This is a genomic window from Streptomyces sp. NPDC048424, assembly GCF_040651555.1.
Taxonomy (GTDB): domain Bacteria; phylum Actinomycetota; class Actinomycetes; order Streptomycetales; family Streptomycetaceae; genus Streptomyces.
In genome coordinates this window covers 93,403-107,911 of the sequence record NZ_JBEZKE010000008.1, presented here as the reverse complement: position 1 = coordinate 107,911, position 14,509 = coordinate 93,403, and the positions used below count along the sequence as shown (strand labels likewise).

10 protein-coding genes are annotated in these 14,509 nt (G+C 72.1%); 7 read left to right on the top strand and 3 right to left on the bottom strand.

Annotation, left to right across the window (positions count from 1 at the left end; translation table 11 throughout):
* Positions 1–2: 2 nt before the first annotated feature.
* On the top strand, positions 3–1,982 hold the full coding sequence (locus tag AB0D29_RS14190; RefSeq protein WP_362854174.1) for a peroxidase family protein: 1,980 nt from the start codon (positions 3–5) through the stop codon (positions 1,980–1,982).
* Complete coding sequence (locus AB0D29_RS14185; protein WP_362854173.1) at positions 1,979–2,227, top strand: hypothetical protein; 249 nt, start codon at positions 1,979–1,981, stop codon at positions 2,225–2,227. Before AB0D29_RS14190 ends, AB0D29_RS14185 begins: the two co-directional genes overlap by 4 nt.
* A gap of 105 nt (positions 2,228–2,332) precedes the next feature.
* On the opposite strand, the gene AB0D29_RS14180 is transcribed toward AB0D29_RS14185, so the two are convergent.
* A complete protein-coding gene (locus AB0D29_RS14180) occupies positions 2,333–4,366 on the bottom strand; it encodes a protein kinase (RefSeq protein ID WP_362854171.1) in 2,034 nt (677 codons plus the stop codon).
* A gap of 236 nt (positions 4,367–4,602) precedes the next feature.
* Between AB0D29_RS14180 and AB0D29_RS14175 the strand changes: the two genes are divergently transcribed.
* The 3 genes from AB0D29_RS14175 (at position 4,603) to AB0D29_RS14165 (ending at position 8,444) form a co-directional block, all read left to right on the top strand.
* Positions 4,603–5,175, top strand: coding sequence for a dihydrofolate reductase family protein (locus AB0D29_RS14175; RefSeq protein WP_362854169.1), 573 nt, complete (start codon positions 4,603–4,605; stop codon positions 5,173–5,175).
* Between the two features lie 304 nt (positions 5,176–5,479).
* Positions 5,480–6,952, top strand: a complete 1,473-nt coding sequence (locus AB0D29_RS14170; RefSeq protein ID WP_362854167.1) for a hypothetical protein — start codon at positions 5,480–5,482, stop codon at positions 6,950–6,952.
* A 19-nt stretch (positions 6,953–6,971) separates the two neighbouring features.
* Complete coding sequence (locus tag AB0D29_RS14165) at positions 6,972–8,444, top strand: hypothetical protein (RefSeq protein WP_362854166.1); 1,473 nt, start codon at positions 6,972–6,974, stop codon at positions 8,442–8,444.
* A gap of 9 nt (positions 8,445–8,453) precedes the next feature.
* Here AB0D29_RS14165 and AB0D29_RS14160 read toward each other — a convergent pair whose 3' ends face one another.
* On the bottom strand, positions 8,454–8,786 hold the full coding sequence (locus tag AB0D29_RS14160; protein WP_362854165.1) for a hypothetical protein: 333 nt from the start codon (positions 8,784–8,786) through the stop codon (positions 8,454–8,456).
* On the bottom strand, positions 8,783–9,364 hold the full coding sequence (locus tag AB0D29_RS14155; protein WP_362854164.1) for a DUF5994 family protein: 582 nt from the start codon (positions 9,362–9,364) through the stop codon (positions 8,783–8,785). Before AB0D29_RS14155 ends, AB0D29_RS14160 begins: the two co-directional genes overlap by 4 nt.
* Before the next feature lie 274 nt (positions 9,365–9,638).
* Here AB0D29_RS14155 and AB0D29_RS14150 point away from each other — a divergent pair, with 274 nt between their 5' ends.
* On the top strand, positions 9,639–13,373 hold the full coding sequence (locus tag AB0D29_RS14150; protein ID WP_362854163.1) for a S8 family serine peptidase: 3,735 nt from the start codon (positions 9,639–9,641) through the stop codon (positions 13,371–13,373).
* A 137-nt stretch (positions 13,374–13,510) separates the two neighbouring features.
* Positions 13,511–14,503: a helix-turn-helix domain-containing protein gene (locus AB0D29_RS14145; RefSeq protein WP_362854161.1), complete on the top strand. Its 993-nt coding sequence runs from the start codon at positions 13,511–13,513 to the stop codon at positions 14,501–14,503.
* Positions 14,504–14,509 lie beyond the last annotated feature (6 nt).

Sequence of the window (14,509 nt, the reverse complement as noted above, 5' to 3'; positions counted from 1 at the left end):
TGATGACCGACACGACGGACACCGCGGGCACGAAGGACACGACCCGCACGACCGACACGACAGACACGGCCGGGACGACCCGTACGACGCGAACGCCGGGGACCGCCGGCCGGGCGGCGACGGCGGAGACCGCCGTGCGCACGGCGACCCTGCCCGCGCAGGCCGGACGCCCCGCCCCCTACGGTCCGCCCGGCCTCCTGGAGCGCCTCGGTTCGGCCGCCTTCGACCGGATCAACCGCTCGCGCGACTGGTGGGAACTCCCCGGCCCGGTCGCCATGTTGAACCTCCGGGTGCTCCGCGACGACCTGCGCCGCAAGAACCTGTACGACACCTACGGCGCGGGCGGCGAACGCCCCCGCCGGACCACGCGCGACCTCGCGCCGTACCGCTCGTACGACGGCTCCGGCTACGACCCGGACGACGTCGACATGGGCAGGGTGGGAACGCGGCTCGACCGCAACGCCCCGCTCCACATGGTCTTCCCGGACTCCGACGAAGACCTCATGACGCCGAGCCCCCGCGAGGTCAGCAGGCAACTGCTCGCCCGCTCGGGCGGCTTCACCCCCGCCCCCACCCTCAACCTGCTGGCCGCCGCGTGGATCCAGTTCCAGAACCACGGCTGGGCCAACCACGGGGACAACGAGGAGGCCGAGCCCTTCACCGTCCCGCTCGCCGCCGACGACGACTGGGCGGGCGGCGGCTGCCCGATGCGGGTGAACCGCACCCGCCCCGACCCGGTCGCCCACACCACCGCGGACGCGCCGCCGACGTACGAGAACACCGTCACGCACTGGTGGGACGGCTCGCAGATCTACGGCTCGGACGAAGCCCGCTGCCGGTCCCTGCGCACCGCCGAGCACGGCCACCTCATCGTCCGGGACGGCCGGCTGCCCTCCGACCCCCGACTCGACCTGGCCTGCCTCGACGCCACCGGGATGAACAGCGACTACTGGACCGGCCTCTCACTGCTCCACACGCTCTTCGCGAAGGAACACAACGCGATCTGCGACCAGATCCGCTCCCACCACCCCACCTGGGACGACGAGCGGCTCTTCCACACGGCACGGCTCGTCAACACCGCCCTGATGGCGAAGATCCACACGGTGGAGTGGACCCCGGGCGTCCTCGACACCCCCGTGCTGAAGCGTGCGATGGACGCCAACTGGTACGGAGTGCTGCCCCGTTGGGTCTCCCAGCGGTTCGGCCGGATCGGCAGCGGCGAGATGCTCAGCGGCATCCTCGGCTCGCCGACCGACCACCACGCGGCGCCGTACTCGATGACGGAGGAGTTCGTCTCCGCCTACCGGCTGCACCCGCTCATCCCCGACGAGGTGACGGTGCGCGACCACACCCGGGGGGCCGTCCGCGAGGTCATCGGCTTCGACGACATGCAGGGCGCGACCACCCGCAGCGCCATCGACGCGTACGGGATGAGCGACCTGCTCTACACCTTCGGCACCGAGCACCCCGGCGCCCTCGTCCTGCACAACCACCCGGACGCGCTGCGCAACCTCGCCCGGCTCTCCGGCGAGCACATCGACCTCGGGACCGTCGACGTCCTGCGCGACCGCGAGCGGGGCATCCCGCGCTACAACGCCTACCGGCAGATGCTGCGCAAGCGCCCGGTCGCCTCCTTCAAGGAGCTCACCGGCGACCACCCGCGGGACACCCCGCTGCTCAGGGACCTGTACGAGGGAAGGCTCGACCGGGTCGACACCCTGGTCGGGAACCTCGCGGAGCCCCGCCCCGCCGGGTTCGCCTTCAGCGACTCCCTCTTCCGGATCTTCATCCTGATGGCCAGCCGGCGGCTGAAGAGCGACCGCTTCTTCACCACCGACTACCGGCCCGAGGTCTACACGGCCGAGGGCCTCGAGTGGGTCGACCGCAACTCCATGGTCACCGTCCTGCTGCGCCACCACCCCGAACTCGTCCCGGCCCTGGCCGGTGTCACCAACGCCTTCGCCCCCTGGAGGTCCCTGTGACCACGATCCCGGCCGCCCGGTCCGAACACCGCCGCGCCCCCGTGACCGGCCTGCGCGCCCACTCCACGGCCCTGCTGGCCCACGCGGACCGCCTGCGTGCCTCGGCCGAGGCCCTCACCTGGCAGGGCCCGGAAGCGGAAGCCTTCCGCCGGCGCGTCGAAGCCCTGGCCGCCCGCTGCACGGCGGCGGCGGACGGCCTGGCCCTCTCGGCGACCCACCTGGAGGCCTACGAACACCCTCGCTGACAGGGGTCGACAGGGGCCGACAGGGGCTGAAAGGGAGCGTCCCTCAGCAGCCGGTGCCCCGGCTCCGGAGGCCGTCCAGGCCTCGGGCCGGGGTCTCTTCCGCCGTCAGCGCCAGGCGGGATGCCCCTCGGCGGCGCCGCCGGTGGTGAGCGTACGCTCGCCGGTCTTGTCCGCGCGCACGGCCCAGATCACGGGCTTCTCGTACGGGCCGCGGACGAAGGCCACCCACGTGCCGTCGACGGACCAGGCGGGGTCCATCTCGTGGGCGTCGGTGGCGACCAGTTCACGATCGTCACTGCCGTCGGCGTCCACGAGGCGGATGTCGCCCTGAGTGCCCGTGCCGTAGGTCCCCGCCGTGTAGGCGAAGGTGGAGCCGTCGGGTGACCACACCGGGTCGAGTGCCGGATGGGGCAGCCGGGTCACCTGCTGCGGGGCGCGGCTCGGGGCGGCGGGGTCGACCAGGTGGATCTGCCAGTTCTCGGGTTCCGTCTGCAGGCAGACCGCGATGCTCTTGCCGTCCGGCGACCACGCCGGATCCTCGACCTGGCCCCCGCCCGAGGTGAGCTGGACAGCCGTGCCGTCGGCGACACCGACCACGAACAGCTGCTGGACACCGTCCTTCTTGCGGAGCACGGCCAGCCGGCTGCCGTCCGGCGACCACGACACCCTGCCGCCGGCGATGGACGTGATCCGCCGAAGGTTCGAACCGTCGGCGTTGGCGGTCCAGACGGCCGTGCCCTCCGGTGTGCTGCGGGTGAACGCGAACGACCTGCGGTCGGGGGACCACTGGGGCAGGGTGTCGCATGCGCCCGCGCCCCCGGTGATCAGCCCCACGGGCTTCTCCGTTCCGGGGTCCCGGCGGGAGATGAGGCTGTGGCACGTCCCGGGCCAGCCCGGGGCGGTGTCCTGCCGGATCAGCAGGGGATCGGCCGGGAACGAGGCAGGGGTAGGGGCAGCGGCGGATCCGGTGGGCGTGACCGCGCCGGGCTTGGCGTTGTCCTTGGTGGAGCCGGACCAGTGCTGCCACGCGTACAGGCCGACGGCGGCGAGAGACATCACGAGCACTGCCGCCACCACCGCGCGCCGACGCCGGGGCCTCTCCGCAACCGCCTGCGGCACCTGCGCCGGGGTGGGGGAGGGCCGCGCCGCGGGTCCCGTCACGGTGTGCGGCTGTTCCGTACGGGGCTCCGCGACGACGGGCGGGGCGGCGTCCGGTACCGGGGAGTCCTGCCGGAGGTCCAGCGGGGTGTCCAGCGCGGTGGGAGGCACTGCCGGTTCCGGGGGCGGGAGAAGTTGCGTGGCCGCCTCCGGCAGCCAGGAGCCACCGTCCGGGTGGCGGACGGTGAGAGCGGCGAGGAAGGCAGCCGGGGTGGGCCTCGCCGCCGGGTCCTTGGACAGGCAGGCGCCGATGGCCTCGCGGAGTTCACCGGGCACCGCGGTCAGGTCCGGCTCCTCGTAGACCACCTTGAAGTGCCTGGCCGCGGACGGGCCGTCGCCGAAGGGGGCGCCGCCCGCCGCCTGGGTGAGCACCACCCCCAGAGCGAACATGTCTACCGCGGGGGTGACCGCGCCACTGCCGGTGAGCTGCTCGGGGGCCAGGAATCCCGGCGTGCCGACCTGCAGCCCGGTCTGTGTCAGGGCCGTTCCGTCCAGGGCGCGCGCGATGCCGAAGTCGATGACACGCGGCCCGTCCTCCGCGACGATGATGTTCGCGGGCTTGAGATCGCGGTGGATGACCCCCGCCCGGTGGATCGCCTCGAGTGCCTCGGCCAGGCCGGCCGCCAGGACGGTGAGCGTGTCCGGAGGCAGCGATCCGACGCGCGCGAGTACCGCTTGCAGGGTGGGACCGGGCACGAAGGCCGTCACCAGCCAGGCCGGCTCCCCGTCCGGGTCGGCGTCGACCACTGGCGCGGTGTGGAAGCCGCCGACCCGCCGCGCGGCCGCGACCTCGTCGGCGAACCGGCGCTTGAACCCGGGCTCGGTGCTCAACTCGGGACGTACGACCTTGACGGCGACCGCACGGCCGGACTGGGAACGGCCCAGGTAGACCACGCCCATGCCCCCCTGGCCGAGCCGTCCCACCAGCCGGTAGCGGCCCTCGCCGAGCGAGGTGGGATCGCCCGTTTCGAGCGGCTTCATATGTCCCCCGTTTCACACCTTGCGCAATGAACAGCCTCTCCCTACCCGTCGCGCCGTCCACCAGTCAAGCGAGGCCGGACATCGGTGACGGGTGAGGACCGATGAGTTTCTCCACGATCCACAGTCAGAGATCATGGCGGGTGTGTGGCGGGTGGTGTTCTGACCTGGTCGCGCACCGGCCGTATCCACCGAGAACCGGACAGTCGAGACCGGACACGAGACAACGAGGAACCAAGATGCGCACCCTGATCAGCACCGCCTTCATCTCGCTCGACGGCGTCGTGGAGGCTCCGGGCGGCGAGCCCGGTTACCGGAACTCCGGATGGACCTTCAAGGACGTCGACTTCCTCCCCGAGGCGTTCGAGATCAAGGGCCGGGAGCAGCAGGAAGCCGCCGCGATGATGATGGGCCGGACCAGCTACGAGGCGTTCAGCCCGGTGTGGCCGGACATGGCGGACTTCGCCCGCTACAAGGTCATGCCGAAGTACGTCGTCTCCACCACCCTCACCGAGGACGACCTGGTCGCGAACTGGGGCGAGACCACCATCCTGCGCACGCTCGACGAGGTCGCCGCGCTGAAGCGGACCGAGGGCGGCCCGATCATCGTTCACGGCAGCGCCACCCTGAACCAGAGCCTCTCGGACGCCGGCCTGATCGACCGCTACCACCTGCTCGTCTTCCCGCTCCTGCTCGGCGCGGGCAAGCGCCTCTTCAGCGCCACGGACAAGGACACCCAGAAGCTGAAGCTCGTCGAGCACGAGGCCTACGCGAACGGCCTGCAGAAGAACGTCTTCGACGTCGTCCGCTGAAGCGGGTAAAGCCGGACCCGGGTCAACCTCGGGGGCCCTGATTCATACCTGGGGGCGTGCCGAATCCCGGTGGGCGGGCCGGCCGCTCGCGGACCGGCGGGTGCCCCGTGGCTGCGGGCCCGGGAGGGCTTCCGGCGGGCAATCGGCGCTGCCCTGCGAAGGGTTCGGCGCACGCGGACGGCCGCCCGAGGGTGCGGAAATGATCACATTCGGTGCCACGATGCCACCGCACACAGCAGGTACGGGCGGGCACGGCCGCGAGGCCGGTGCGCAGGGACGAGAGGTACGGAAAGTGGCGCCTCGGGTGGTCGAGCAAACGGATCGGCGTTTCCCCGCGCGGGAGGAACCGCACGCCTCCGGCGAAGGGCCGGAATCCGCGGACGCCACGGACCCCACGGCCCCGGCGGCCGCCCCCGCTCCGGCGGTTCCCGAACGGACCGAGGCCGAGCTCCTCATCGCCGCGTCCGTCCTGCTCGCGGACGCGGCCCTGACGGCCAAGCAGTCCGGCGCCGAACTCACGGGAGCCCTCTTCAGCTGGCGGTTCGGGCTCGAGGCCCTGCGACGCCCCGGCTGGGCCCTCGGCACGGCGGTGGCCTGCGCCCAGGCGCTCACCAGCCCGTCAGGTCTAGGCTTCGGCGCCAACGGCGGCCTGGTCGGCGAACTGGCCCGGATGGCCGGGAGCATGGCCTACCGGCGCCCCGCCAAGGTGGCCATGGCCGTGGACGCCTTCGCCCTGCGGATCAAGGCGGCTGCCGTCGGGCACCCCAACCTGGACTCGCCGGCGGCCCGGCGCGTCACCGACGCGATGGTGGCCGGGAACCGGCTGGAGGCCCTGCGGGCCATGCGCGCGCTGATCGAGCTGCACGGCGTGACCCGCGCCCTCACCACGATCAGCCCCGTGATCATGGAACTGCTGGCCCTGCTCGGGATGCTCGACGAGAACCCGGTCAACGACGACTTCTCCTGGGTGACGCTCGCCGGCGGAGTGCCGACCACCGATCCCCTCTTCGGGCTGCCGAGCTCCGTGCTGGCGTTCCTCAACCCCGGGCCAGGCCGCGCCGAACGCACCGAGCCGGACACGATCCTGGCGAAGGTCCTCGCCACCTCGGACAACGACATCGTCAGCTACGTCAACGACATCGGGGCCCTCGGCAACCACGGCCTGGTGCTGCTGCGCCGCGTCGCGTGCGCCGACGGCGCCGTACGCCACGTGCTCCTGCTGCCCGGGACCAGCTTCGGGCTGCTGCGCAACAACACCCCGCAGGACCTCGTCGGCGCTTTCGACGGGCTGCTGCGCACGGACACCACGTACACGCGCGCCGCGAAGAAGCTGCTGCTGCGCGCCGGGGTGCCGGCCGGGTCCGAGCTCATGATCGTCGGGCACAGCCTGGGCGGGATGACCGCGATGAACCTCGCGACGGACGTGGAGGTGGCGTCCACCTACCGGATCACGCACGTGATCGCGGTGGGCTCCCCGATCGACGGCAAGCGGCCGGCCGACCACACCACGCAGGTGGTCAGCCTCGTCAACAAGCACGACGTGATTCCCGGACTGGACGGGCGCGGACCGGCCTCGCCCAACGACATCCCCGCGAGCTGGGTCGAACTGGGCTGGCTGGACGAGTCGTACGACTACCCGCTGTCGCACGCCCCGCAGGCCTACTCCGACGCGCTGCGCGGGGAGTTCACGCACTACCGGGAGCAGGTCAACAAGCTGATCAGCGCCTACGACGGCGAAGTCGTCGGCAACCAGCCGTACATGCTCCGCGACAAGTGACCACGAGGGAGACCGACCGATGACCACTGCCGACAGCCCGGCCACGGCGGCGCGACGTCCCGCGACGGCCTGGCCCTTGGAGAACGCCGTGTTCAGCGCGGCCATGGTCGCCCAGCGCCTGCCGTGGACGGATGCCCCGGCGCGCGCCCTGGGACTGGACGCGCTGACCCGGGACGGACTGACGCGCCTGCTGCTCGCGCACCTGCGCCGCACCCGGTCCGGGCGCCCGGTCCGGCTGCGCACCCCGTACGGGTCCTTCCTGGTGCCGTTGACCACCGCCGACGCCCAAGGACTGCTCACCCGGGCCGACGAGGCGGCGGCCCTGGGGCCGGCGGCCGGCCTCACGGCGGGCGGGCGCTGGTACGGCCTGTCGCCGCACGCCCCCCTGGACCGGGACGCGGCGACGGCACAGACCGAACCGGCCACCGACCTGGACGCCCTGCTGGCCGAGGACGTGGACCGGGCGATCGAGGCCCGCCGCGGGGACGGCACCCTGGAATGGCACGCGTGGTACCGCGGCATGCTGAGGCTGAGCCGACGCGTGGTGGCGGGGGCCGGGGCCGTCGAGGACACCTTGCTGAGCGAGGTGATGGCCGTCGCGACGGCGGCCGCGGGCGACCGGTCGTACGAGGCCGGGTCCGCAGCCCTGCGCCGCCGGCTGGAGTTGCACCTCGCCGACCCGGACCCCGCTTCCCTGACCGGACGGCTGTTGGCGCGGGGCATCGATCCCGACGTGGCGGTCCCGGCCCTCGCGCACACCCTCGCCCTGGTCTCCGAGGCCGCCGCCGGAACCGCGCTCCAGGCGCTGGCCCTGCTCGCGGCGGGCGCGGCCGTGTCCCCGCGGGACGCCGTGGGCGAGGCGCTGCGCCGCTTTCCGCCCGTGGCCGCCGCCGTGTACCCGGTGCGGGCGCCGTTCGTCTGGGAGGACCTGGCGATCGCGTCGGGGACCGAGATCCTGCGGGCGCCCGGCTGGCTGCGCGGGGAGGACGAGGCGGTCGGCCCGGACACGGATCCCGGCCCCGTGGCGCTGTGCGGGTCCCCGGGCGGGTGCGCGGCCGCGCGGTTCGCGGCGCTCGTCGCCGAAGGGATCGTACGGGTCGTCACGGCGCGGGTCCGCCCGGTGCTGATCGCCCCGGCGTTCACCGCGGACCGGCTGCCGCAGACGCTCGACCCACGGACGCTGCTCGTGGCGCTCGAAGACCTGGAGGACGGCTTCGCCAGGGCCGGCGACGGGCGGGTGACGATCGGCATGGCGACGGCCGTGCCGGTCGCGGCGTACGGGTACGCGCCGGCGTCGTACGGCGCCCTGGCCCACGCCAGCGCCGACCGGCTGGAGCGGCACGCGGAGAGCCTCGCGGCCTGTGCCGGAAACGGCGGCTGGAACAAGGACGAGGCGGGCGAACGGTTCCGGATGGTCCTGCTCGGGCACGCCGAACGGTGCGCGAAGGCCGCCGAAGGGGTCCGCCGGGCCGCCAAGCGGCTGGCGGACTGAGGTGGTCGGTCACATGCGTACATCGGTCCTGGCCGGCCTCGGCGCGTAGGTACCGCCGCGCGTCCTGACCAACGCCGAGCTGTGCGGACGGCGTTCCCTCGGCGACGAGTGGATCTGCGAACGCATCGGCGTGGCGAGCCGGCGCATCGCCACGGCGAGGCCACCGTCGACCTGGCCGTACGGGCGGGCCGGCACGCGCTGACGGCCGCCGGAGCGACCGGGCCGTTCGACCTGGGCAGCGACGGTGCGCAGGCCGACCTGCTGGAGGTTCCCGGAGACGGTGCGCGGGCGCGGAAGCGGATGCCCGACAACCACGGTGTCCGCGGTGTCCGCGGGGCTCACCACCAAGCGCCGGCGGACAGCGGGCCGATCGGTTGTCTGGCAGGGAACCCGACGGTGGACATGCACGCCCCGCCTTCGCTCTCCCAGGCCTCCTCCCGGTCCCGGAGGTCGGGCATGCGGCCGATGACGCCTTCGGCGGCGATCAACGCGCGGGCGGTCAGCACGCTGCCCGGGACGGCGGCGGCCGCCATCAGGCGCGCCGCGGCGGCGGGGGCGGTCTCGGGCGGGATGACCAGCAAGTCCCAGCGGCCGACGGTGCCGGAGAGCAGGATCAGCTTGTCGGGGTCCTGCTCGGCGAACCAGCCCACGTGCACGAGGTGCCCGCCCGCGGGCACCTTGCGCGGAATGACCGGCCAGCGGGCCGGGTTCACGGTGACGCGCGTGATGCGTCCACAGCGCTCGTCGAGCGCGGCCACCAGCGCGGGCAGCTCGGCCTCGAGGTCGCGGGACCGGGGCCACCAGGCCCCGTCCAGCTGCCCGGCAAGGGCGGTCGCCGGCGTGAGCGTCAGGCGGGCGGGAAGCGGGGGAGCGGCGGCGAGAGGCGGTACAGCCGCCGTGCGTTCCATGGTGACCGTCATGGTGAAGACCTGTCCCCGGGCCGCCCGCAGTTCGGCGGCCCGGTGTATTGATCGCCGGAAACGACACCTGAGTTGCATCCGATGTCCGAAATACTCCCGGTAGCTCCACTCTACTCCGGTACAGAGATCAAAAGCCTGTCTGACCAGGTATTTCTGGTGACGGACCGGTACGCGGGTCGCTCGGCGCGGTTCACGGCTGACAAGTCCTTGCCATGGCGAGGACTTGCCGTCATCAGGTCTTACGTCGGCGTTCCCGGGCCGATAGACCCTTGGCATGTCCTCCCCCTCTCAGGCTTCCGCCTTTCGACGCAGGCGCTGGCAGCTGATATCGGCCACCGCCGTGGTACCGCTGCTGGCGTCGGGGCTCGCAGTCCTGCAAGCGCCCGCTCAAGCCGCTCCGAGCAAACCCACCGTTCCCGCCAAGCCCTCGGCGACCCACAAGGTCACCCTGGTCACCGGCGATGTCGTCACGGTCACCACGATGGCCGACGGAAAACAGACCGCCGATGTCGACCGGCCGAAGAACGCCGTCGGCGGCGTGAAGGTCCAGCAGATCAAGGGGGACCTGTTCGTCATCCCGGACGAGGCACTGCCGCTGCTGGGCGCGGACAAGCTGGACCGGCGGCTGTTCAACGTCACCGATCTGATCGAGATGGGCTACGACGACGCGAAGTCGGCCGCGGTGCCGCTGATCGCGACGTACGCCGGGTCGAAGTCCCGCTCGGCCGTGGAGCCGACGGCCCCCCGGGGCAGCAAGCTGACCCGCGACCTCAAGGGCATCGGCGGTGCCGCGCTCACCACCGAGAAGCGGCAGGCCCGCACCTTCTGGACCGACGTCGCGCCGCAGGGCAGCGCGACGCTCGGCGCGGGCGTGGCGAAGCTGTGGCTCGACGGTCGCGTGAAGGCCAGCCTGAAGGAGAGCGTGCCGCTGATCGGCGCGCCCGAGGCCTGGGCGGCCGGCTACACCGGCAAGGGCGTCAAGGTCGCGGTGCTCGACACCGGCATCGACGTCAACCACCCCGACTTCGCCGGACTGATCGACGGTACGGCCAGCTTCGTGCCGGGCGAGGCCGTCACCGACGTCAACGGGCACGGCACCCACGTGGCCAGTACGATCGTCGGCTCGGGCGCCGCCTCCGGCGGTGCCAACAAGGGCGTCGCCCCCGGCGCCGACCTGGTCGTCGGCAAGGTGCTCGGCGGCGCGGAGGGCTCCGGCCAGGACTCCTGGGTCATGGCCGGCATGCAGTGGGCCGCCGAGTCGGGTGCGGACGTCGTCAACATGAGCCTCGGCGACTCCTACCCGACGGACGGCAGCGACCCGATGTCGCTGACGGTCGACGCGCTGTCCGCGCAGTACGGCACGCTGTTCGTCATCGCCGCCGGCAACGCGGGCCCGGAGAGCATCTCCGCCCCGGGCGCGGCCGCCTCGGCGCTGACCGTGGCCGCCACGGACAAGCAGGACCAGCTCGCCTCCTTCTCCAGCACCGGCCCGCTGGCCTTCTCCGGCGGGATGAAGCCGGACATCGCGGCGCCCGGCGTGGACATCACCGCGGCGCGCTCGCAGGAGATGACCGATGGCGGCGAGGGCCTGTACCGCACCATCAGCGGCACCTCGATGGCCACCCCGCACGTGGTCGGCGCAGCGGCGATCCTGGCCCAGCAGCACCCGGACTGGACCGGCGCGCGGCTCAAGGAACACCTGATGAGCACCGCGAAGGGGCTGGGCGACCGGTACTCGCCGTACGAGGTCGGCACCGGCCGTCTCGACGTGGCCGCCGCCGTACGCACCACGGTCCGCGGCACCGGATCGCTCTTCTTCGGCAACTACACGTGGCCGCACGAGCCGAGCGACGTCGCCGTCACCAAGGACCTGACCTTCACCAACTCCGGCTCCACCGACGTCAGGCTGAACCTGGCGCTGAGCGGCGAGGGCGGCCCGTTCCGGCTGGGAGCCACCACGGTGACCGTCCCGGCGGGCGGCACCGCCGCCGTCCCGGTGACCGGTGACCCGCAAGCCGCCCCGGCCGGCCGGAACGTCGGCTACGTGACGGGCACCGACGCGGCCACCGGGAAGCCGGTGACCCGCACCTCGGTGGCGCTGCTCAAGGAGGAGGAGCGCTACGACCTGAACATCAAGCTGGTCGGCCGGGACGGCAAGCCCGCCGCCGGATGGGTCACGGTCAACCTGGCCGGCGACTTCTGGCCCTGGAACCTCTACGTCGACGGCTCGACCACCATGCGCATGGCCCCCGGCCAGTACAGCGTCGCGGCGTACCTCGACGTGGCCGGCGAGAAGGCGGACCGCTCGGGTCTGGCCGTCATGGTCGACCCGGAGACCCTGCTCAAGGACCGCTCCGCGAACGTGGTGCTGGACGCGCGCAAGGCACGCCTGCTGCAGACCGAGGCGCCGCAGCGCACCGACGACCGCCAGCGCAAGGTCGACTTCAACGTCCACTACAAGGGCCTCGACCCCTTCACCGACTTCCGCAGCGCGTACGTGGTGCCGCCGACGTACGACGACGTGTACGTCGCGCCGACGGAGCCGATGAAGCAGGGCGAGTTCCTGCTGACCACCCGCTGGCGCAAGGGCGAGCCGCAGCTCAGCCTGAGCGCGCTGGGCGGCCACCTCCCGTTCGAGGCACTGGTGCAGGCGGGCAGCGCCGTGGGCACCGCCACGGACCGACTGGACGCGGCCTACGCGGGCCCCGGCGCGGCCGGCGACTACGAGAAGGCGCGCGCCAAGGGCAAGGTCGTCGTCATCGAGCGCAGCGACAAGGTCTCGCCGCAGGAGCGCACCGAGGCCGCCGTCGCGGCCGGCGCGAAGGCGCTGATCGTGGTCAACGACCGTGCCGGCGCCCTGATGGAGTACGTCGGTGAGTCGGCCATCCCGGTCGCCACCGTCCACCGCGACGCGGGCAAGCCCCTCATCGCGATGGCCAAGGCCGGCATCCTCAAACTGACCGTGAAGCAGACCGAGTACACGCCGTTCGTCTACGACCTGACCCGGAACTACCCCGGCCACGTGCCGGACCGTGCCCTGGTCTACAAGCCGACCCATGCCGAACTCGCCCGGATCGACGCCCGCTACTACGCGGCCAAGGACGGCGGGGCGGCGGAAGGTTACCGTTCCGACTTCACCCTCAGCCCGTCGGTCAACTTCCCCGAGCGCGAGTGGCACCCGGGCACCCGCACCGAATGGGTCACACCCGGCCAGGTCTGGAGGGAGTTCCACGCGCAGGGCGTCGACGGAGCCCTGCCGTGGGTGATGGTTTCGGGCGACAACACGTACGCCAAGGGCAGCACCAGCCGTCTGGACTGGTTCGCTCCGGCGACCCGGCCCGGCCAGGGCGAGTCTTTCGGCGTGTACAACTCCCGCTGGGGGAACTACATGACCTGGAACGTGCAGGCATGGGCCTCCGCCAGCGACAACATGCGGCTGGGCGGCTTCCTGCCCTGGGGTGAGACACCGACCCGCCTGCAGGTCTTCCAGGGCGACCGACTGATCCACGACAACCCGAACAGCACGGACATGCAGTGGACCGAGGTGCCGGCGGGCAGACTGCCCTACCGCGCCGTCCTCGACGCGGAGCGGCCCGGTGACGTCTTCCGGCTGTCGACGCGCACCCACACCGAGTGGACGTTCATGTCCGACACCGTCGACTCGGAGTTCTTCGAGCGGTTCTCGGTCCTCAACCTGGACTACAAGCTGGAGTCGGACCTGCACGGCGACGTCAAGGCCGATGCGAACCAGCAGATCGCGCTCAAGCCCGTGTCGATGGACCTCGGCGCCGTGCCGGGCACCGTCACCACGGTGAAGCTGGACGTCTCGTACGACGACGGCGCCACCTGGCAGAAGGTGACCCTGCACAAGGGCACCGGCGGCTACTGGACGGGCTCGTTCAAGACGCCGAAGAAGCCCGGCGGCTTCATCTCGGTCCGGGCGAACGCCGCGACGGACAGCGGCTTCTCCGTCAAGAACGAGATCATCAGGGCGTACGGCCTGCGATGAACCGCACCGGCGGGTCCCGGGGAGGCGATTCCCCGGGACCCTTCCCGTCACACCTGCTCCCAGCAGGGACTTTTCAGGGTCTGCCGCCATGGCGCATACTCTCCCCGCTGCGGCAAGCGGAAGGGAGTCGGTCGCCGATGCTGGATGTTCTGGGCCTCGAACCCCAAGACGAGCGCGTCTACCGGACGCTGCTCGGACGGCCGAATTCCACCGCGACGCTCCTCTCGGACCTGCTCGTCGCACCGCGAGCCGACGTGGACAAGGCCCTGTCCCGCCTGGTCGAGTGGGGACTCGTGACGAGGTCGGCGGACGAGCGGTTCACCGCGGCGCCGCCGGCCATGGCGCTCGGCTCTCTCATCAGCCAGCGCCGGGACGGTCTGCGCATGGCCGAGCAGGCGCTGGTGGCCTTCGCCGAGGAACACCGGGCGGCGATGACCGGGAGCAGCATCAACGATCTGATCGAGGTCGTCACGGGTGTCGACGCCATCCGTCACCGCTTCCTCCAGGTGCAGCAGGCGGCCCGCACGCAGATCCGTACCTTCATCACCGCACCGTTCGTCGCCGTCCCGCCCGTCGAGAACACGGCCGAACCCGTGGCCATCGGCCGCGGCGTGCACTTCCGGGTGGTACTGGACCGGGCCGTGCTGGCAGAGCCCGGCATCGTCACCGATGCGATCCATTCACTGCACAACGGCGTAGAGCTGCGCGTCGCCGACCAGCTGCCCATGAAACTCGTACTGGCCGACGCCGACCTCGGCCTCGTCCCGCTCGCGGTCACACCGGACGGAGAGCCCGGCGCCGTGCTGCTGCACCGCAGCGGCCTGTTGGATGCCTTGGACGCGCTGTTCGAGACGATATGGCACACCGCCCACCCACTTGAGCTGTCAGGCACCGGAGCAGAAACCGAAACCACCGTCGAGCGCCGTGTGGAGGGCCCGACCGACCTCGACCGAAGGATCCTCGCGCTCCTGCTGGCCGGCCTGACCGACCCGACGGCCGCGGCACAGCTCGGCCTGTCACCGCGCACGCTGCACCGCCGCCTGCGCCACCTCATGGACATCGCCGGAGTGCGGACCCGGATGCAGCTCGGCGGTTACGCCGTCCGGCACGGCTGGGTGGAGTCCCACTGAAGCTCC

Coding starts and splice junctions, on each gene's coding strand:
- AB0D29_RS14145 (WP_362854161.1), top strand. CDS start 13,511: ATGCTGGATGTTCTGGGCCTCGAACCCCAAGACGAGCGCGTCTACCGG.
- AB0D29_RS14175 (WP_362854169.1), top strand. CDS start 4,603: ATGCGCACCCTGATCAGCACCGCCTTCATCTCGCTCGACGGCGTCGTG.
- AB0D29_RS14150 (WP_362854163.1), top strand. CDS start 9,639: ATGTCCTCCCCCTCTCAGGCTTCCGCCTTTCGACGCAGGCGCTGGCAG.
- AB0D29_RS14190 (WP_362854174.1), top strand. CDS start 3: ATGACCGACACGACGGACACCGCGGGCACGAAGGACACGACCCGCACG.
- AB0D29_RS14165 (WP_362854166.1), top strand. CDS start 6,972: ATGACCACTGCCGACAGCCCGGCCACGGCGGCGCGACGTCCCGCGACG.
- AB0D29_RS14155 (WP_362854164.1), bottom strand. CDS start 9,364: ATGACGGTCACCATGGAACGCACGGCGGCTGTACCGCCTCTCGCCGCC.
- AB0D29_RS14180 (WP_362854171.1), bottom strand. CDS start 4,366: ATGAAGCCGCTCGAAACGGGCGATCCCACCTCGCTCGGCGAGGGCCGC.